This is a genomic window from Flavobacterium niveum (assembly GCF_055231775.1).
In genome coordinates this window covers 233,305-253,662 of record NZ_JBUYSX010000004.1, presented here as the reverse complement: position 1 = coordinate 253,662, position 20,358 = coordinate 233,305, and the positions used below count along the sequence as shown (strand labels likewise).

14 protein-coding genes are annotated in these 20,358 nt (G+C 44.7%); 1 reads left to right on the top strand and 13 read right to left on the bottom strand.

Going from position 1 to position 20,358, the window contains the following annotated elements; translation table 11 throughout:
• Positions 1 to 7: 7 nt before the first annotated feature.
• The 9 genes from ACZIX4_RS11810 to ACZIX4_RS11770 form a co-directional block, all read right to left on the bottom strand.
• Positions 8 to 997 carry a cytochrome c oxidase subunit 3 gene (locus ACZIX4_RS11810; RefSeq protein WP_463335841.1) on the bottom strand — a complete coding sequence of 330 codons (990 nt, stop codon included), beginning with the start codon at positions 995 to 997 and terminating at the stop codon, positions 8 to 10.
• Between the two features lie 46 nt (positions 998 to 1,043).
• Positions 1,044 to 1,631, bottom strand: coding sequence for a cytochrome c oxidase subunit 3 (locus tag ACZIX4_RS11805; RefSeq protein WP_463335840.1), 588 nt, complete (start codon positions 1,629 to 1,631; stop codon positions 1,044 to 1,046).
• Positions 1,632 to 1,634: 3 nt separating this feature from the next.
• Entirely contained in the window at positions 1,635 to 2,537 is a 903-nt protein-coding gene (gene cyoE, locus ACZIX4_RS11800) for a heme o synthase (protein WP_463336081.1), read from the bottom strand.
• Positions 2,538 to 2,913: 376 nt separating this feature from the next.
• The gene (gene deoC / locus ACZIX4_RS11795) at positions 2,914 to 3,660 is read right to left on the bottom strand and encodes a deoxyribose-phosphate aldolase (RefSeq protein WP_463335839.1); all 747 of its coding nucleotides are present in this window, start codon (positions 3,658 to 3,660) and stop codon (positions 2,914 to 2,916) included.
• Positions 3,661 to 3,703: 43 nt separating this feature from the next.
• Complete coding sequence (locus ACZIX4_RS11790) at positions 3,704 to 4,078, bottom strand: VanZ family protein (RefSeq protein ID WP_463335838.1); 375 nt, start codon at positions 4,076 to 4,078, stop codon at positions 3,704 to 3,706.
• Complete coding sequence (gcvH, locus tag ACZIX4_RS11785; RefSeq protein ID WP_463335837.1) at positions 4,071 to 4,451, bottom strand: glycine cleavage system protein GcvH; 381 nt, start codon at positions 4,449 to 4,451, stop codon at positions 4,071 to 4,073. Before gcvH ends, ACZIX4_RS11790 begins: the two co-directional genes overlap by 8 nt.
• Positions 4,452 to 4,512: 61 nt before the next feature.
• On the bottom strand, positions 4,513 to 11,949 hold the full coding sequence (gene sov, locus ACZIX4_RS11780; RefSeq protein WP_463335836.1) for a T9SS outer membrane translocon Sov/SprA: 7,437 nt from the start codon (positions 11,947 to 11,949) through the stop codon (positions 4,513 to 4,515).
• 3 nt (positions 11,950 to 11,952) lie between these two features.
• The gene (gene ruvA / locus ACZIX4_RS11775; protein ID WP_463335835.1) at positions 11,953 to 12,534 is read right to left on the bottom strand and encodes a Holliday junction branch migration protein RuvA; all 582 of its coding nucleotides are present in this window, start codon (positions 12,532 to 12,534) and stop codon (positions 11,953 to 11,955) included.
• A 57-nt stretch (positions 12,535 to 12,591) separates the two neighbouring features.
• Positions 12,592 to 14,895: an NADP-dependent malic enzyme gene (locus ACZIX4_RS11770; protein WP_463335834.1), complete on the bottom strand. Its 2,304-nt coding sequence runs from the start codon at positions 14,893 to 14,895 to the stop codon at positions 12,592 to 12,594.
• 132 nt (positions 14,896 to 15,027) lie between these two features.
• On the opposite strand from ACZIX4_RS11770, the gene ACZIX4_RS11765 reads away from it, so the two are divergent.
• Positions 15,028 to 16,800: a DUF885 domain-containing protein gene (locus ACZIX4_RS11765; protein WP_463335833.1), complete on the top strand. Its 1,773-nt coding sequence runs from the start codon at positions 15,028 to 15,030 to the stop codon at positions 16,798 to 16,800.
• Positions 16,801 to 16,966: 166 nt separating this feature from the next.
• Here the strand turns inward: ACZIX4_RS11765 and queG are convergent, their stop codons facing one another.
• Genes queG through ACZIX4_RS11745 form a run of 4 tightly spaced genes read right to left on the bottom strand, consistent with a single transcriptional unit; the run spans position 16,967 to position 20,311 of the window.
• Complete coding sequence (queG, locus tag ACZIX4_RS11760; protein WP_463336080.1) at positions 16,967 to 17,887, bottom strand: tRNA epoxyqueuosine(34) reductase QueG; 921 nt, start codon at positions 17,885 to 17,887, stop codon at positions 16,967 to 16,969.
• Between the two features lie 3 nt (positions 17,888 to 17,890).
• On the bottom strand, positions 17,891 to 18,958 hold the full coding sequence (locus ACZIX4_RS11755) for a hypothetical protein (RefSeq protein ID WP_463335832.1): 1,068 nt from the start codon (positions 18,956 to 18,958) through the stop codon (positions 17,891 to 17,893).
• A 5-nt stretch (positions 18,959 to 18,963) separates the two neighbouring features.
• Positions 18,964 to 19,989, bottom strand: a complete 1,026-nt coding sequence (ruvB, locus tag ACZIX4_RS11750) for a Holliday junction branch migration DNA helicase RuvB (protein WP_463335831.1) — start codon at positions 19,987 to 19,989, stop codon at positions 18,964 to 18,966.
• Positions 19,990 to 20,017: 28 nt separating this feature from the next.
• On the bottom strand, positions 20,018 to 20,311 hold the full coding sequence (locus ACZIX4_RS11745; protein ID WP_463335830.1) for a GNAT family N-acetyltransferase: 294 nt from the start codon (positions 20,309 to 20,311) through the stop codon (positions 20,018 to 20,020).
• Between the last annotated feature and the right edge of the window lie 47 nt (positions 20,312 to 20,358).

Genomic DNA, 20,358 nt, shown 5'->3' with positions numbered 1-20,358 from the left:
TTTAAGATTAAACAAGGTAGAAGAATGTAAACACGAATACCCAAACAAGGTCTACAAAGTGCCAGTAAAGACCAACTTTCTCAACCATTTCGTAGCTCTTCCTTTTCTCATATGTACCAAGAAGTACGTTAAAGAATATAAGGACGTTAATCATTACACCAGAGAATACGTGGAAACCGTGGAAACCTGTAATGAAGAAGAAGAAATCAGCAAACAGCTTGTGGCCGTACTCGTTGTGTTTAAGGTTTGCACCTTCTACAACCATACCGAAATCTGCTATCTTGGCAAGAGACTGCTCCCTTGTAAGTACCGTTTTAGTTTTCTTAGGAGTGATATCCTCAGTCCTGATAAGAACTTCAGGGTGTGCTTTAAGGCCTTCTGCAACTTCTTCAAGAGAATATGTAGGAAGCGTTTCACCTGTTTCATAAAGGATGCCTACACTCTTGGTTTTGTTAACCCTTTCTGTAGGGATGTGTGCAGCAAAATCAGCAAGCGCTACACGCTCATATTTACCGTTTTCGCCTTCTTTAACAAACTGCAGTACAGAACCACCTTTGCTTTCTACAGCACCAAACTCACCTTTAATAAAGTTTTTCCACTCCCACGCCTGTGAGCCAAGGAAGATAAAACCACCTATAATGGTAAGCAGCATGTATACAGCAACTTTTGTCTTTTTAAGCTGGTGGCCGGCGTCTACCGCAAGCACCATGGTTACAGACGAAAAGATAAGGATAAAAGTCATTAACGCCACATAATACATCGGGGCATCTACACCGTGCATAAACGGAAAGTGAGTAAACACCTCGTCTGCAATAGGCCATGTGCCGATGAATTTAAACCTTGAGAAACCATAAGCGGCAAGGAAACCTGAGAAAGTAAGAGCATCTGATACGATGAAGAACCACATCATCATCTTACCATAACTTGCTCCCATAGGCTCGTTTCCGCCGTCCCATGTTTTGCCTGTAGTGGCTGTAGTAGTAACTGTCGCTGCCATAAAACGTTATTAGGTTAAAAAGTTTTCAAATTTACATTTTTTTCTTTTAATAGAAATAGAAAAACAAAAACAAATAAACCCATAAAAAACCGAGAAAATGCCAAAAAAGCGCACCTAACTCTATTCCAAGGGTTTGTGAAGGGGTGTATTTTTGTTTAAAATGATTATAAATTACAACCAAAAGCACTATAAGCCCTGCAAACAGGTGCGCAAGGTGCACCACCGTTACTATATACAGGAATGTAGTAGTAATATTACTCTCCGGGCCGGTAAAAAAGTAGCCCGCCTGTATCACCTGACCGAAGCCATAAAACTGTAATGCCACAAAGGCAACACCAAGCCCAAGGGTACCCAGGATAAGCCCAGAAGCCGCACCGTGGTTCCCTTTTTTTATTGATGATATAGCAAAATGGAAAGTAAGGCTGCTTAGCACAATTACCAGCGTGCTGATGGTAAATGCTGATGGCAATGCAAAATCCTTAACCCAGTCCGGGCGCGATGAACTCACCACGTAGGCGCTGGTAAGGCCGGCAAACATCATAAACATACTAATCATAGCAAACCACAACAGCATTTTTTTAGACCTCGCATTGCGTTCGTCATGCTCCTGTACTGTCATCACTATCTTTTCCATATACTATCGTATAAATTTATCTATTACATATATTACCTGCAGCAGCGAAATGTAAGATACACTTACCAGCATCAGTTTGCGTGCTGCGGCTGCATCCATTTTATTATAAAGCTTTACGGCATACACCAGCATCCACAGGCCAAGAGCCAGCACCAGTACCGCCGAAACAAGGCTCAGCTTCAGTTCACCCGCAAGTCCCGTTGCAGGGAAAAGCGATGCTAAAATAAGCCAGATGGTATACAGCATGATTTGCAATGCAGTTTTCTTGTCCTGCTTTCCGGTAGGCAACATAAAGAAGCCGCCTTTCTTATAATCTTCAAACAAAAACCAGCCGATAGCCCAAAAATGAGGAAACTGCCAGAAAAACTGCACCATAAACAGCATACCGGCTTCTATGCCGAAGTTATTGGTAGCCGCTACCCAGCCCAGCATATATGGTATCGCACCCGGAAATGCTCCCACAAACACCGCAAGTGGTGTTACAGTTTTTAGTGGGGTGTATATACTGGTGTATAAAAATATGCTGATAGCCCCAAACATGGCCGTTTTAGGATTGATACTATAAAGTATACCTATGCCCAAAGCAGTAAGTATGCAACCAAAAACAAATGCCTGCCTTACCGAAATCCTACCCGATGGTATAGGGCGGTTTTTGGTACGGTCCATTAAGGCATCAAGGTCTTTTTCTATGATTTGGTTAAACACATTAGACGCGCCCACCATGCAGTAGCCACCTACGGCAAGCAACAGTAAAACCGTCCATGAAAAAGGATGCTCATCTGAAAAACCAAGCAGGTAACCGGCAAGCGATGAAAATACGACACTTATTGCAAGGCCTGATTTTGTAAGCGCTTTAAAATCTGTTAGTACTGATTTTATGGAAACGTCGTTATCTGATGCGTTCAAAGTAATTTTCATGCTTTTATAAAACTCGCGCAAAGATAACCCAAAAAAAGATTTATTAAATACTAATACCGCATGAAAAACGCATAGAAAAAGCAATTTTTAAGGGTTATAGATAAGCAAATCCACTTAATGTTAAAGAAAATATTTCAAGATGATACAAACTACTGAAGCGTGAGTTATTCAGTAAAACCCGGGAACGAAAAATATTTTTAATAAAAATCTGCTACCGGCGCAACCTTTTGCTTTTACCTGCATCTATATAACAGAACAAGCCGGTAAAACGGCTCGTACTATTGCTATGAAAAAGTAAAAAAACTATCGCTAAATTTGCTATGAAAGAGAGCCTTCTCCCCTAAAAAGGAGGAGGTTTTTCGATTTAATAACCTCCTGAAGCCATATCTTCATCGGCTATGGCTTTCGCCGAAGATGTACCGATGCGTTTTATCCCAAGTTTTATCATATCTACAGCCTCCTTGTAATTACGCACACCACCGGCAGCTTTAACCGGTAACGGCGCGGCACATTCCAGCATCAGTTTTATACCTTCAGGCGTAGCGCCATTTGGCAGGCCATTCTCCGTTACATAAAATCCGGTAGATGATTTTATAAAAATATTGCCATAATCTTCCACATCGGCAAAAGCCATAACCACACTTTTTATAAGGCTGCAAATAGATTTTACCTGTTCAGGGGTAAGCGCCGCTATTTCTATAATCCACTTTCCCACACGCCCGTGTGCCAGGGCCAGCTTTGTACATTGTAACACCTCTGCCTCTACCCTATCCTCTTCTCCGGCAATAAACGCTTTATAGTCTATCACAAAGTCAAGGTCATCGGCACCGTCTTTTATGGCCTGTTGCGCTTCTTCAAGTTTGGCTTCAAGGCCACCATCGCCGTTTGGGAAATCAATCACTGTACCTATCTCCACACCCGAACCGGCATCAGTAATCATACTGCACGCCATAGCCACCATATCGGGGCGCACCATAACCAGCCTGAAACCTTCTTCAACAGCTTCATTTACCACAGCACGTACCACATCCCTGTTATCATCCTCGGTAAGCCCGGCCTGGACTGCAGTTTTAAGATAGGTAGAATCTAAGTATTGCCTGATGTCTTCCATAAGCGTAAAAAAAATCCCGGCACTATTGCCGGGATTAAATATATCACTTTTTTAGCTTTTCTGCCAGCCAAAAATACAGTATTGCTATAAGGGCACCGCTGCTGTTTGCTATAACATCATGCCAGTCGGCACTGCGGTCTTTGGTAAAAAGGCTTTGTGCCAACTCTATACACAACCCAAAAAGGAACGTGCATAAAAACACTCTCAGCCTCAGCCTTAACCCTGCCCCTGTTACAGTAAACTTTCTGCGGGCATACTGATACCACAAAAAGGTAAGCAAAAAATAGAAGAAGCCATGCACATACTTGTCCTTACCGTCTCCTACATCTATTCCATCAAAGGTACGCATAGTTACAAGGCAACTTGCCGTAATAACGGATGTCCATATTACCGCTGCCCAAAAGTATACTTTACGCACCTATCTCCTGCTTGTATTGTTCGCTATCAAGAAGTGAATCTACCTGTGCAAGGTCGGCAATCTTAACTTTTACCATCCAGCCTGCACCGTAAGGGTCAGAGTTTACAAGCTCAGGATTAGTATCCAGTTCGCTGTTAAACTCTATGATTTCGCCTGCTAAAGGCAAAAACAGGTCAGATACGGTTTTAACAGCCTCAACAGTACCGAAAACTTCATCTTTATCAAGGGTCTGGTCCAGTGTATCCACTTCTACATACACTATATCTCCCAGTTCTTTCTGGGCAAAATCAGTGATACCTACAGTGGCTGTATCGCCATCTATTTTTACCCACTCGTGGTCTTTGGTATACTTTAATTCAGCAGGAATGTTCATGTTGTTTGTTTTTTAGCAAATGTATGTTTTATGCGCAAACTTCAAAAATGTTTTTGGCAAATTAATTACCGAAAGTATACCTCAGCGTAAAGCCTGTACGTATGGTAGTTACCGGATACGAGGTAGATATTACCGCCTTACTAAACGAATGGTCGTAGTAGAAAATAGCGGTAAGCGCCTTACTGAATGCATAATCGGCAGTCAGTTTCAGGTTCCAGGTATTCTGCCCGCCGCCCAGCTGGTTGTTGTCATAATCCAGGTAACGCACTATGGTAACACTGTTTCTCAATGTAAGGTCGGCCTTAAGGTTAAGGTCGCTCTTAATGGTGTTGGTAGGATTATTGGCCAGCTTAGAGGTGATGATAACATCTTTAATGCGGTAACCAAGCCCGAATGTATAATCCTGGCCCTGTACCTCAGTAAGCAGGTTGTTATCAAAACTCATGTTAAGCGTGCGGTCTTTTTTCATTTCGGCCACTATCTTAAGCGAACTCTTCATTTCCACATCAAAGCGAACCAGCGGGTTAAACTGCTCTGCAAGGTTAATGTTGCTTATTACGTACTTATTGTAGAAGTTACCATCGCCGCCGTTATCACGCGTATTGTTCTCGGCATTATAATCATAATTGGTACGGAACGAGTTAATGCTATACGAAGCCCTGTAACCGTGCTGTATAGAGAAACGCTTAAAGCGGTCTTTAAAGAACTTATAGCGCATAAGCCCCGTATACTTTACCAACCAGTTTGGCAATGGTATGTCGCGGAACAAGCCTGTATTGGCACTACCGGCATCCTTGCCCTGGTAAGCCGCTATAAACGCCGGGATAAGTACCGCCTGGTTATTTTTACCATAGCCTACAGGATAACCGTTGTTTGCATCGGCAAACTCGCCTGTTGGAGTACCTGCACCACCATCTCCATAACGCGGTATGGCATTACCATTACCATAATGTTGTGCAGCCAGCTTGTTAGCTATAGTAAGCCTGTTTTCCCTAAACTGGTCAAACGCCTCACTACCGTTTTCATCACTTTGGCTAAAGGCCGTTTTAATAAGTATGGTCGATATCGCGAAGTTACCATAAGTATTTGGAGACAAACCGGTATAATCAAATGTATTAGTATCCTCATCGTAAGCATCATACTGCTCAGAGTAGTTCCTTGTACTGCTACGTTCTGCCGTAAAGTCTATCTTAAGATCCGGGAACAGGTCCATAGAAGCTGTAAGGTTCAGCTGCTTGGTATTTACCTGCGAATAGCTTTGGTTATAATTCGGGTATGTGGTAAGGTAACCTGCCTTGGCCGCCTCGTAGCGTACATCTGCATCCTGGCTACCCAGTATAAACCCTATTGTAGGCTTGGTAGTACCCAAAAAGCCGATGGATGGCAGGTAGCCCGGCAACACGGTACCATTAGTTTCAGTATAGTTGGCCTGTATGGTTTTCACGCTGGTAAGCACGCCTATAACACCGTCTACAAATACATTACCGTCTTGTTGCACTTTTGGCGCAGCAGCAACTTTTTCACCCGGTTTTGGAGCTGTTTTCGGTGGAGCATTTTTTGCAGGTGCTTTTTTCTTAACCCCTATGCCCAAATATTTATAGAACATATCCATACTAAACGTAGTATTCAGCTTATGCGAATTGTTGTTCTGTATGGTATTACCCAAATCCCACTCCACATCATTTTCATCCACAACATACCTAAGTGCATCGGTGCTACGCGTCCAGTTATAAGTAGCGTTGTAGCTATAAGTAGATTTTACAAAACTAAGGAATGGCAATTTGTTTAAAGGCAGGTCGTAGTTAACTACAAAATTCTGCACGTGGGTATTCGGCGTACCGATATCCCAAAAGCCCTGGAACACATTATAATCATCTATAGGGTTACCACGTTCGTCAAGATAGTTACGTACAATATTGCTGGTAGCCACCTGATAGTTAAACTTAATGGACTTGGTAATGTTATAGTTGAAACCGTACTGGTAATTAAAGAAGTAGTTGCGGCGGTACAGCGGGCTTATGGCTATACCTTCCACATCCACGTTACGGTACTTCTGCATGTTGTACTGCCTAACAATGTTAGTGCTGAATGAAATGTTACTCGGCAGGTAGTTAAAGTTAAAATCGCTAAGCATTTTCCAGTACTGGCTCTTTTTCATGAAACCCGTATTTTTAAACGGCTCTACCGGCTTGTTCTGGAATGCAAAGTTATAATCTGCAGTAGCCCTTACCTGCTGGTCCAGCCTGTCTTCTATCTGGTAATCGTGGTGGTTACTCTGGTTATAAGAATACGACAGCGTAATGTTTTCAGGGTCGTACACATGCGGCTTCTGCTCAGGCGCACGTTCCTTTTTCACACCAATAAAATTGATGCTTTTGTTTTTAGTATAGTCTACGTTACGGTTTAGTATCGCATCTTCCTCAGCCTGGCTGCTGGCTACGCTCAGCGCCTGGTCTATGGTAATATCCTGGTAGTACTGGTCGTACTTAGGCGTAATGGTAGTTTCACCCACGCTATAGTTAAACGGAATGTTCAGGTACCATTTTTTAGGCAATAGCTTACCTGCATTAATATTAGTAACTACAGTATACTGCTTGGTTTCCTCAAGGCTACGCTCGGTAGGCCCCTGCTCTACGGTACCAAAGCCTATAGTACTCATATTACCCGCCGCAGAAATTGTAGCAATATCGGCAAAGTTAGTGTCCATGCTACCCACAGCAGCCCAACCGCCGCTGTTGTCCATATCGCTAAGGCGAAGTTCATTAAACCACACCTCACCTCTCACTGCCGGTGCAGGGCTTGGTACTACATCAAGGTTATTTACGTTGTTACGCACACCAAGCATCAGGGTACGCACAAAACCAAAGTTAGGGTTACCACGAATACCCAGTATCATACCTTCGGCAAGGCTCGAATCCAGGTCTGTAGCCGGCACACGGTATACCCCGTCAGGGCTTACGGTGATCTGCCCCTGTAGTGCCATAAGCTTCAGTTTGGTAAGCGCAGCAAGCGTTACCATAATTTCATTGTCTTCCATCCACACGTCTTCAGCATCGATGTTAGAATTTGATCCGTATGCAGTAACCTTCAGCGGTTTTTCTACCTGGTAGAAGTTATCGGTAAAGTCGGTACCGAAACGCAGTATCGCAGCCAGCTGGTCATCCTGTAGCCCATTAGTCTCAGGCGCATTTCCGGCAGTATTTGGCAGTGCTTCGGCATGCAGAAACATACGCACCTTTTTGTACTGCCGCATGTCTACGTTAACGTTTTTAAATACCGCCCGTGCATCACCCGGTTCGAGTCCCGAATTAACATCGGTACCCCCGTTTGTGGCATATACCCGCAGGGAAAGTGCCTGTTCGTTCTGGTTTATTACGGCGTTGTTGCTGTACAGCTGTTCGCGCATAATGCCCGGAGGCGACACGTAGTTAATAGGGCTACGGTTAGCATTTTCCTGTATGTTAAGCGAAACCACATCAAAGCCGGTATGCCAGGTGCTTTCGTCTACACTATTATCGGTATCGGTATCCAGCGGGTCTTCATAACGCCTCCAGTCACTCCTTACAAGGTCCAGCGCTGCAAAACGAAGGGTAATATCGCGCCTGAAGCCTGCTACCGCCATCCTCATAAAACGGATAGAACGGAGGCTGTTCAGCGACCCTACGCTATCGGTCATGTTCTTAACCGGGATTTTATATAACAGCCAGCGGCGTGGTGTGGTACCCTGCTCCATGGCCTGGCTTTCGTTATAGCGGGCATCCACTACGTAGCCTACACCCGGTATGGCGTTTGGCCCCACAGGTATTTCATATTTATAATAGGCATCAATAGTGTTCATAGTATTGTCCTTATTGATGTCTTCCGTATCAGGATAGGTCGTAGAACCACGGTTAGTATCGCCCACATCTACAGGCGAGTTACCCTCTAAGCCGTTGTAATTTTTATAGCGGTCTACAATGCCGCCGTTTACACTAAGGTAGAACTGGTAGTTATCAGCTGCAGGGTCATTCATATTGGCAAATACACCACCGAATTTCGCAGCTTCTTCAGCATCGTTAAGTCCATCAAGGCCCACATCCTGAAGTGCACGGTTAGCAGTATCAGTATCAAAAGCGTAAATAAGCGACTGCGATGCAGGCACCTCTCCCCAAGCCGAGTTATACACCAGCGTATTGCTACTGGTGCCCGGAAGGCCGTTTTCGTACTGCTTGTAATTATCCTCCAGTATATCTTCCGATATTTCACCAAGGTGGATTTCCAGCGTACCGGTATTATCAAGTTCGGCAGCATCGCCAATATTACCTATATACGGGTCCAGCATCCAGAACTGGATGTATTCTACGTTAGTCTGTTCAAAGTTTGTAGAAGTAAGCGAGCGCATTATACCTGCCCAGTTTTCGGCAGCACGGCTTTCGGTAAACCTGCCGTTACTATCAGAATCAGTACTGAAGTTGTACGGCCCCCTTTCCTGCGGGAAGTACGAAAGGTCCAGCGTGGTAACCACATTGGTTTGCCCCGGTACCACATCAGTATCAGGGTAAAGCTCGCTATAGTAAATACGGCGTGTTTTGTTGCTTGATACCGAACCCGCATTTATACCGTCGGGCCTTGAAGCCGAGGCATAGAATATCGGGTCTATACTGTACCATGCCAGTTTAGCCCGGTTAAAGCCCGAACGTAAAGGACTTGGATCTGTTGCATTATCAAAACCTACAGGCGCACTGGCCAGTGACCAGCCCGAAGCGCTGCGCATATCTATAGTAGTAGACGAACCTTCAAAGTCCTCTACATAGGTTGTAGGCTCACCATTAAGCTGGTCGGCCTTACTGGCATCGGGTTTCAGGTAGGCCCATTCACCCCTGAAAGAGAAGTTTGAAGGCACATCGGTATCTACAAAAGGCAGCTTGTTTACCAGTCGGGTAAAGAAAGGCACTTCTGTGCTGTAGTTACCATTGAAGCCAAATATGGTGTTGTTTACCGATTCCTGGCCGTAGTTAGACTTGCTGGTAAACGGCCTTTCGGACATGCGCAGGTAGGTAGCGCCCAAAAGGAACTTTTCATTGAACTTATGCTCTACATTCACCCCAAAATAACGGCGCGTCTGCTGGCCAAAGGTGTTGTTATTTTCAAGGTTTACCTGTACCGGTGTGTTTGAGTTTTGTAGCGATGCATCAAGCAGCTGTACGGTACCCGCCTGGTAATTTACGGTATAGTCTATACCCTCTACCAGTGTACGGCCACCTGCTGTAACTGTAACGGAACCCTGCGGCACGTTAAACGCACCCAGCGAAATAGCCCCGGCACTGCCCGAACTTTTAAAACGCCCCTTTAGCTGAAACTTGTTTTTGCTGCTTTGCTGCTGCGCCTCGGCCTGTGTACTCTGGTACAGCTTACGGTATACATATTTTGCCTGGTTAGGGCTGTATGATGATTCAGTATTATACTGCCCAAGGCTACCACTGGTAGTACCCAGCTTATCATACAGGTATTCACCAAAAGGCTCTGCCGATGTAAATATTACCCGCCCGTTTGTAGCATCTATGGTATATCCCTGTTGGAAGTCGAAGAAACCGTCACCTCCATCCTGCGGGTCGCCCGCCGGGGTAAGCCTGTCCATATTAAATACGTTTAATAGCGGGGTATCAGCTACACCTTCGGGCAAATTGTCTCCCGGTACATTTGTAATATAGTTTAGCGGAGAAGGGTCGGTATATAAAACGTTCAGTATAAAATCTTCGCCGCTTAGCTGGTAAGCATTAGGCAGCTGATAGATGTTTTTCATCATCAGGTCCCACGTAGGCTCACCTACATTTATAAGGCTGCTCTTCAGCATTTTCAGTATAAGGCTGTTTGTACTTACACCTGTAACCTGCGAATTCCCCGAACTGTTATCGGTAGTGGTACTTGTGGCATCTACACCGTCTGTACCAAATTCACCTACCTGGAACACCTTATCGCCCACCGTATACTGGTAGGCTACAGCAAGTACTTCATCGTTATTCAGTTTGGTATTTAACGATATGTAGCCTAACTGTGTATTCAGGGTATACTCGCTGCTGGTAAGCTTACGGGCATTTTCAAGTTTTACGTAGTCACGTCCTTCACTGGCAGCAAGAGGTGTCAAAAAGCTCTGATCGGTAGTATTAACTACTTGCCTTATCGTCGAAGCAAGCAAACCGTCCGGCTCGCCTATCTTTTCAGGATCCAGGTTGTTTACAGAGTTATCCGGGTACGGATTCATCGGGTCTATTGCAGGCTGTACTCCCTGAGGAGGGTTACTCAGCTCATAGGTGTTGTTAAAGAAACCTGCCGGTTCTCCATCCCTTACAAAGCCTACCGCCTGTGCGGTAATATCGGCACCATCGGGCACACCATTGGTAGGGCTTTGTTTGGTAAGCCTCCATTCACCTAAGTCTTGTATCGCTAAAATGTTGCGGGTATTGTTCTCGGTGGTGTTTATACGGTTTTGCTTGTTGGTAACCCAAACTTCAATACGGGTAATTTTTATCTGGTTGCCCACAAGCGGATAGTCTTTTATCCACTGGTCATAGCGGTTACGGAATAACTGCGAAAGGAAGAAGTGCCTGTTTTCGTCGTATTCTAATGCGAATATCGAGAAGTCCTGCACCGTGCTGCCACCTTGTGCCGTTACAGTTTTAGATTGTGATTTTTGTTCAGAATAAATACCGGTAATGGTAGTGCGGCCAAACTGCAATTGTGTCTTAACACCAAAAAGGCTTTGAGCGCCTCTTATCAATGAATTCGACAGCGGGAAACTGATGTTACCCACTTCTATCTTACGGATTATATCATCCTCGGTAGGTGTATAATCCAGCTTAATCATATTCTGGAACGCAAAGGTACTCTGGGTATCGTAGTTGGCCATTACATTAAGCCTTGTACCCACCTTACCCTGAAGGCTCATACTGATGCGCTGGTCAAAATCAAAAGTAAAGCTACGCCTGTTCCTTGGCGAAAGTGCAGGGTTATCCTGCTTGGTGTAGCGGCCGCCAAGGTCTATCTCTACATAGCCCTGAGGTTTTACATCTATGGTATTGCCCCCGAATATACTTTCAAACAGGCCCGATTTTACGTAGTAGCGTGGCAGCAAGTCTTTCTTCTCTGCATCTGTCGCCTTATCGTCCATGGCCTTACTCTTCTGTTTGTAGTAATCACGCATGGATTCCCTTAGCACCAGTTCCTCATACTGCTCCCTGGTAAGCATCAACGGATATGTGATATTAAACCCGGCAAACGAAGTATTAAGGATGTACCTGTCGGTAAGCGAATCGTAAGTATACGCTTCGGTAATACTCGAAGGGTTTTTCAGTTCCACCTTACCCGGATTATAGCCTTTTATGGTATCCTGGGCGGCTTCATTTTCTTCCTCCTCAGGCACTACAACCTGCGCCTGTACTGCTACCCCTACTAACAGGAACAGTACAAAAAAGGCATATCGCAATTGTTTGTATAAGTCTTTCGCGTAGTCTGTTTTCAAGGACTATAAGTTTTTTAATGCTTGTTTTATAATAGTTTCCACACTTGCAGCCGGGTTTTCCTTCACCACCTTTTCCACGGCTTTTTCGGCCAGCTTCTTATTAAAGCCTAAAACCTCCAAGGCAGATAACGCCTCTTCCTTATTTGTATTGTAGCCCGGAGCAGAAACTTCTTCCAGATCGTACAGTTTTAACACTTTATCCTTCAGGTCCAGTATAACGCGCTGGGCGGTTTTTATACCGATTCCTTTTATGGCTTGTATAGCGCCCACGTTACCGGTACCTATATGGCCTATGATTTGCCTTGGCTCTAACGACGAAAGCATGGTACGCGCCGTACCTGCCCCAACACCCGACACCGATATAAGCAGCTTAAACAGTTCGCGCTCTGCCTTTTCGGCAAAGCCAAACAGCGTATGCGCGTCTTCCTTTATCTGCAAATACGTATAAAGCCTTATGTTTTCTGAATCAGGGAGCAGTGAAAAAGTATGTAGTGAAATATGCACCTGGTAGCCCACGCCGTGGCAGTCTATTACCACTTCGGTAGGTGTTTTTTCTACCAATCTTCCCTCAAGATGTGCTATCATAGTTGTTAATTACCTTGTCTTGCCCAAAAATATAAAATTTATTTAACCTGTAAGCAGTTAGTTTGTACCGCTTATTTTCTTCAGGCGCTTCTCTTTTTCCTGTGCATCTACAACAGCCACGGCTGCCATATTTACCATTTCGTTTACGCTGGCACCAAACTGCACTATGTGTACCGGCTTATCCATACCCATCATTATCGGGCCTATAGATATTACCTCGTCCAGTTCTTTAAGCAACTTATAGGTAATGTTAGCCGATTCCAGGTTAGGGAATATCATAACATTTACCTTACGGCCTGCCAGTTTAGAATACGGGAATTTATCCTGGTGCATGTGCTGGTTCAGGGCAAAGTCGGCCTGTACCTCACCGTCTACAATCAGTTCCGGATGGTTTTCATGCAAATAGGCCACAGCCTCACGCACCTTTACCGCGCCCGGCTCCGGAGACGAACCGAAGTTAGAATACGACACCATGGCTATAACCGGCTCTATACCAAAAAGGCGTGCCGTACTTGCTGTAAGCAGTGCTATTTTAGCTAGGTCTTCGGCAGTAGGATCCGGATTTATCGCCGTATCTGAAAGGAAAATTGGCCCGCGTTTGGTAAGCATCAGGTTGGTAGTGGCTATTCGGCTAATACCGTGCGCCCTGTCTATTACCTGCAACACCGGCTTTACCGATGCAGGATAGTTACGCGAATAACCGGTAATCATAGCGTCGGCATCGCCCTGGCGTACCATCATGGCAGCATAGTAGTTACGCTGTGTCATCATTTTGGTAGCATCAAGCTCGCTCACGCCACGACGGCGGCGCGCTTCCCAAAACGCCTGCGCATACTTGCGGTAGCCCGGTTCGGCAGCAGTAGATTCTGCCCTTGGGTCTACAATCTGCACATCGTTATCAAAACCTATTTCAGCTTTCAGTTCTTCTATGGTTTCACGGTTACCCAAAAGTATTGGGTCGCCTATACCCTCCTCTTTCACTATCTGTGCTGCTTTTAGCACATCAAGCTGGTCGGCTTCGGCAAAAACAATACGTTTGGGAGCGCTCTTGGCACGGCTTATCAGCAACCTTGCCATTTTATTATCATTACCCAGACGTTCAAGGAGTTCATCTTTGTATTTATCCCAGTTTTCAATTGGCTTCAGTGCCACGCCACTATCCATAGCAGCCTTGGCCACAGCCGGCGGCACTACGGCAATAAGCCTTGGGTCAAACGGTTTTGGAATGATATAATCACGCCCGAATATCAGTTTGGTTTCACCGTATGCAATATTAACCTGCTCAGGCACCGGCGCTTTTGCCAGTTCGGCAAGGGCTACAACGGCAGCCATTTTCATTTCCTCATTTATCTTGGTCGCCCTTACATCAAGCGCCCCACGGAATATATACGGAAAGCCCAGTACGTTATTCACCTGGTTAGGGTTATCGCTACGGCCGGTAGCCATAATCACATCTTCACGGGTGCTTATAGCAAGGTCATAATCAATTTCTGGGGTTGGGTTTGCCATGGCAAACACAATAGGGTCTTTAGCCATGGTAAGCAGCATTTCGGGTGTAAGCACCTTACCTACCGAAAGGCCAAGGAACATATCTGCCCCTACCACTGCTTCAGCAAGTGTTTTCTGTTCACCCGGTTGTGCATAGCGTTGCTGTACCGGCAGCAGGTCGGTACGGCTTTGCACCAGCATACCGTTTACATCAAACATAGTGATATTTTCGGCCTTTACCCCTAATACAAGGTAAAGGTTGGCACAGGCCAGCGCAGCAGAGCCCGCGCCCGATACCACGATTTTTATATCGCCTATATTTTTACCGGCAAGCTCGGCAGCATTGATCAGTGCAGCCGATGAAATGATGGCTGTGCCGTGCTGGTCGTCGTGCATTACAGGTATATTCAGTTCTTCTACAAGGCGGCGCTCTATTTCAAACGACTCAGGAGCCTTTATATCTTCAAGGTTGATACCGCCAAAGGTAGGCGCTATGTTTTTAACGGTTTCTACAAAACGGTCGATGTCTTTGGCATCCACCTCAATATCAAACACGTCGATATCGGCAAAAATCTTAAACAGCAGGCCTTTACCTTCCATAACAGGCTTACTGGCTTCAGGGCCAATATCACCAAGGCCAAGCACCGCAGTACCATTAGATATTACCGCTACAAGGTTACCCTTGGCAGTATATTTATATACATTATTTATGTCTTTGGCAATTTCAAGGCAGGGTTCGGCCACTCCGGGAGAATAAGCAAGAGAAAGGTCGCGCTGGGTGGCGTAAGGTTTGGTTGGTACAATCTGTATCTTACCGGGTTGGGGCTTTGCATGGTAAAGCAAAGCTTCCCTTCGTTTACTGTACTGGTTCATTCGTTTTCGCGATTTGGAATTTACAAAGGTAAACCTATAGCGCAAATTCTGAAATATTTAACGATAATCTTTTCGCTAAAGCCCGATTTAAAAAAAATGTATCTTTAATGCACCATTTTAACTATTCCTCTTATGAAAAAAATAACCGCAATATTGCTTTTGGCTGTTTGCCTTATGCAGTCGTGCCAAAAGAAAGAAGCAGTAACCACACCAAACAAGGAGCTTGCCACACTGCTGGACCAGTATTACCAGGAACGCCTGAAACTATTCCCATGGGAGGCTACCCAGGCCGGGGATAACCGCTACAACAACCTGTTCCCGAATACGCTTAGCGATGAGTTTCACGCCAAGGTGAAGGACTTCTTCACCAAATACAAAGATGCACTTGGCAAATTTAACGATGAAGACCTTAGCGAAAACGACCGTATAAGCAAGCAGATACTGGAATGGACCTGCAATAGTGACCTTGAAAGGCTGGAGTTCCATGAAGAGCTGATGCCGCTGAACCAGTTTAGCGGGCTGCACCTTATGGCGGCGCAAATGGCTTCGGGCAGCAGTTTCCAGCCGTTTAAAACCGTAAAGGATTATGAAAACTGGCTGGAAAGGCTTGAGGGATATAACCAGTGGCTTATTTCTGCGCAGGAGCGTATGAAAGAAGGCGTAAGCAAAGGTTATGTGCTGCCAAAAGCACTTACCGAAAAACTGGTACCGCAACTGAAGGAAATGGCGAATACCGATGTTACCACACATCTGTTCTTTGCCCCGGTAAAAAACTTCCCGGCGGATTTTAGCGAAGCCGATAAAAAATCGCTTACCGAAAAATATACTGCCATACTAAAAGATAAACTGATACCGTCTTTCGTAAGCCTGTATAATTATACTGCTAACGATTACCTGAAGGCGAGCCTTACACAGAGCGGTATCAGTGCCATCCCTCAAGGCAAAGAGTACTACAACTTCCTGATAAAAAACTACACCACCACCGAAATGACGGCTGAGGAAATCCACCAGCTGGGCCTTAAGGAAGTGGCTCGCATAAAAAGCGAAATGGAAAAGGTAAAGAAAGAAGTGGGCTATACAGGCGACCTGAAATCGTTTTTCGATTATGTGCGTGCTAAAAAAGAACTGATGCCGTATACCGAGCCGCAACAGGTTATAGACCACTTTAACGAGATACACAACCGCATGAAACCAAACCTTGAGAAGCTGTTTGGCAACAAACCGAAAACACCGTTTGAAGTACGCCGTACCGAGGCGTTCCGTGAGGCGACCGCCAGCGCTGAGTACAACCAGGGCAGCGTAGACGGTACGCGCCCGGGTATTTTCTATGTGCCGATTCCTGATGTGAAGAAGTATAATAACTACGCCGACGAAGACCTATTTTTGCATGAAGCCATACCGGGGCACCACTACCAGATTTCGCTGCAACAGGAAAACAAAGACTTGCCTGAGTTCCGTAAAACGGTATGGTTTAATGCCTATGGTGAGGGCTGGGCATTGTACACGGAATCGCTGGGTAAAGAACTTGGCCTGTATACCGACCCGTACCAGTACTTCGGGATGCTGAGCGCCGAAATGCACCGTGCCATCCGTTTGGTAGTAGACACAGGTATCCACACCAAAGGCTGGACGCGTGAGCAGGCCATACAATACTCTCTTGACAATGAAGCCGAACCTGAAGAAAGCATCGTAGCCGAAATAGAGCGCTACATGGCCATACCGGGGCAGGCGTTATCGTACAAAATTGGCCAACTGAAAATACGTGAACTGCGTACCAAAGCAGAGAAAGAACTTGGAACCAAATTCAGTATTAAGGAATACCACGACCAGGTGCTGGATGCGGGTTGCCTTCCGTTAAAGGTTTTGGAAGATAAAATCAATAAGTGGATTGAAAGTAAAAAGTAATAGAGAAGCCTCGTTGAAAAGCGGGGCTTTTGTTTTTCGCCCCCTCCCGGTCATTGCGAGGAGGTACGACGAAGCAATCTCACACTTTGCCCTTTATAAAGATTGCCGCGCTCCGTACCTCCGCTCGCAATGACGCTGCGGAATTAGTGCAAATTCGCGGCAAAACCTACTTCAAAAACTCTATATTCCGTATAAGCCCGGAATACTTGGTACGCTTTACCGCCGAGTTTTTAAACACTTTTCGGAATGTATCTTCGGTAATTTCTTCCCAGTCTTTTTTAGTCAGGGTCAGTAAATCCGGGTGTGGGTTAAACAATGGTTCGCGGTGCGGCTTGCTAAAACGGTTCCACGGGCATACGTCCTGGCACACATCACACCCGAAAGCCCAGTCGTTAAAACTGCCCTTCATTTCCTGCGGGATGTTTTCCTTAAGCTCTATGGTAAAATAACTGATGCACTTGCTACCGTCTACCACATAAGGCGCTATAATAGCTCCTGTAGGGCAGGCATCGAGGCAGGCGGTACAGCTACCGCAATGGTCAGTTGTGGCGTGGTCGTACTCCAGTTCCATATCTACAACCAGTTCGGCAATAAAGAAAAACGAACCCACCTGCTTACTGAGCAGATTGCTGTTTTTGCCTATCCAGCCCAGGCCGCTTTTGGCTGCCCATGCCTTATCAAGTACCGGGGCGCTGTCTACAAATGCCCTGCCCCCTACTTCACCTATATTATCGTTAATTGATTGCAGCAACTCTTTCAGCTTGTCTTTTATAACCGAGTGGTAGTCCTGCCCGTAAGCGTACTTGGAAATTTTATAGGTATCGGAAACCTGTTTTTCTTCAGGGTAGTAATTCAGCAGCAGGGAAATTACGCTTTTAGCACCATCCACAAGCAATGTTGGGTCGAGCCGCTTATCGAAATGGTTTTCCATATACTGCATCTGGCCATGACGGTTTTCGTTGAGCCATTTTTCAAGGCGGGGTGCTTCTTCTTCCAGAAATCCAGCTTGCGATATTCCACACGACATGAAGCCCAAACGTATTGCTTCGGATTTTATGAAGTTGGTATGTTTTAATTTAGAACTCAGAAATTAAGATTTTGAAGTATAAATAGTTAAGCCGTCACCAACGAAGTTAGAACTCATAATGTCAGTATTCAAAATTCTGTCTAACATCTTCTTTCCGTCATTATGGTCCTGCTCTATGGGAAAAAAACTCTTTGTGGTAATAATTCCTTTATTATCTTTTGATGGTCCAAAGGCTAAAGCATAATAAATCCCTCTATATCTTAAGTAAATTGTATAATCAGAATTTATTTCAATGCCTTCAAACAACTTATTTTTACTAATCTCTATGAAAACTCTATTAAGAAACTGATTTATAATCTCGGGAGTAATATCTGGAGTAAAGTAACTTTTAGAAAACATCAAAGATTCAGGTGAAACAGATTGAGCAAAATGTCTAAAAAGTATGTGAAAGATGGAAATAACGTTAAACTCTATTCTGTAATGATTAAAGTTAAACATTGTAGGTTCGTTATCCTGTTTAAGTTTAGCAATAATTATATTTGATTCATTGTAGCAATGAAACGATTTGAGTAATGCTTTAAACCCATTTTCGTTAGAACCACCAGTAACAAAATCCTTTATTAACTCTTTTCCTACAATAGCTTTATCTCTGGTCTCTGCAGCTATTCGATACAATATTCTATCTGTGTGATTTTCGATTAGGCAATCTTCCCCCCACTCTTTTGCAATCTTTTGCAAATAATGCTTATCACTTTCAATTTCGGCCACAGGAATGGGTACAAAAACTTCATTTTCAACTAAATAATTAAACTGACCCTCAAAATAGCTTATATCAAACTTTTTTTTATTAACATCCTGTAAAGATTCTAAATCAATGTAATCACTTATTTTTTTTGAAATGTTCTTCTTAAAATAGCTACCTCTGAATGACAAGTCTTTATAGTAGCGAAAGTAAATTTCACGAAACTTAAATGCCTTAAAAAAATCATCAAGTTCGTGGATATTTTTTGTCATTGACTGGTATAATCCAAAATCAAGAACTTCTTTCAAAGTTAATTCTTGACCATCATTATATTTTTTCTCAATATTGGCAAGTCTATTAGCCTGCTCTTCTATATACTTTTTCTTCATGATGACTAATCAAAAAGCCCACCCTGCAATCCCGGCTTAACCCTATTGAGGTGTTTATAAGCTTTTTCAGTTACTTCACGTCCTCGTGGGGTACGCATAATAAAGCCTTCCTGGATCAGGAATGGTTCGTATACTTCCTCTATGGTTTCGCCATTTTCAGATACAGCTGTAGCCAAAGTAGACAAACCTACAGGTCCGCCTTTAAACTTATCTATTATAGTTAACAGAATTTTGTTATCCATTTCGTCCAGGCCGTGCGCATCTACGTTTAGTGCACGAAGGGCATAACGGGCAATTTCTATGTCAATACGACCATTACCTTTAATCTGCGCAAAGTCACGCACACGGCGCAGCAGGGCGTTTGCAATACGCGGTGTACCACGGCTGCGTCCGGCAATTTCTATAGCAGCTTCCATGGTGATAGGCATTTTCAGGATGGCCGAACTACGCTCTACAATAGTAGTAAGCAGTTCGGTGGTGTAGTATTGCAGGCGGCTTTGTATACCGAAACGTGCCCGCATAGGAGCCGTTAGCAACCCCGAACGTGTTGTAGCCCCCACAAGGGTAAACGGGCTAAGCCCAATCTGTACCGAACGGGCATTCGGTCCACTCTCAATCATGATGTCTATCTTGAAATCCTCCATGGCAGAATACAGGTATTCTTCCACTATAGGGCTAAGGCGGTGTATTTCGTCTATAAAAAGGATGTCGCGCTCATCAAGGTTGGTCAGTAAACCGGCAAGGTCGCCCGGTTTGTCCAACACCGGCCCCGAGGTGATTTTTATACCCACACCAAGCTCACTGGCAAGAATGTTTGCCAATGTGGTTTTACCAAGCCCCGGAGGCCCATGAAAGAGTGTATGGTCCAGTGCCTCACCACGCAGGTTGGCCGCCTCCACAAACACCTTCAGGTTCTCCAGCACCTGCTCCTGCCCTGTGAAATCATCAAACGACAACGGCCGCAGCTTTTTCTCCAGGTCGAGTTCCTCAGCATTAAAATTTTTATTGGTAGGATCTAAATTCGCGTTCATAAGGCAAATATAACGCAAATAGCGTTAGCTACATTTTGTAGCCTTCAGAAAGAACATCGTACCACTCGGGGTGGTTGTTTATGTAGTATGACACGTACGAACACAGTGGCACTACAAACAAGCCTTCCTTACGGGCATAGGCCAGCACTTCCTTTACCAGATGTCCGGCCACGCCCTGTCCGCGAAGTTTATCAGGCACTTCAGTATGGGTAAGGTATAACTTCTCCCCGTCCTTATGGAATTCAAGTAGCGCTACCTGCCCATCGGCTTCCAGTTCAAACTGGTGTTCATTTTCATTCACCCTGAAATTAGCAAGTATCATGGTTTCAGTTTTATATAAAGTTCGTAAACTTTTCGATGCAAAAGTGC

Bases quoted from the DNA above. Each gene is read 5' to 3' on its own strand.
- ACZIX4_RS11810 (WP_463335841.1), bottom strand. From the start codon at position 997: ATGGCAGCGACAGTTACTACTACAGCCACTACAGGCAAAACATGGGAC.
- ACZIX4_RS11805 (WP_463335840.1), bottom strand. From the start codon at position 1,631: ATGGAAAAGATAGTGATGACAGTACAGGAGCATGACGAACGCAATGCG.
- deoC (WP_463335839.1), bottom strand. From the start codon at position 3,660: ATGGAAGACATCAGGCAATACTTAGATTCTACCTATCTTAAAACTGCA.
- gcvH (WP_463335837.1), bottom strand. From the start codon at position 4,451: ATGAACATTCCTGCTGAATTAAAGTATACCAAAGACCACGAGTGGGTA.
- ruvA (WP_463335835.1), bottom strand. From the start codon at position 12,534: ATGATAGCACATCTTGAGGGAAGATTGGTAGAAAAAACACCTACCGAA.
- ACZIX4_RS11770 (WP_463335834.1), bottom strand. From the start codon at position 14,895: ATGAACCAGTACAGTAAACGAAGGGAAGCTTTGCTTTACCATGCAAAG.
- ACZIX4_RS11765 (WP_463335833.1), top strand. From the start codon at position 15,028: ATGAAAAAAATAACCGCAATATTGCTTTTGGCTGTTTGCCTTATGCAG.
- ACZIX4_RS11755 (WP_463335832.1), bottom strand. From the start codon at position 18,958: ATGAAGAAAAAGTATATAGAAGAGCAGGCTAATAGACTTGCCAATATT.
- ruvB (WP_463335831.1), bottom strand. From the start codon at position 19,989: ATGAACGCGAATTTAGATCCTACCAATAAAAATTTTAATGCTGAGGAA.
- ACZIX4_RS11745 (WP_463335830.1), bottom strand. From the start codon at position 20,311: ATGATACTTGCTAATTTCAGGGTGAATGAAAATGAACACCAGTTTGAA.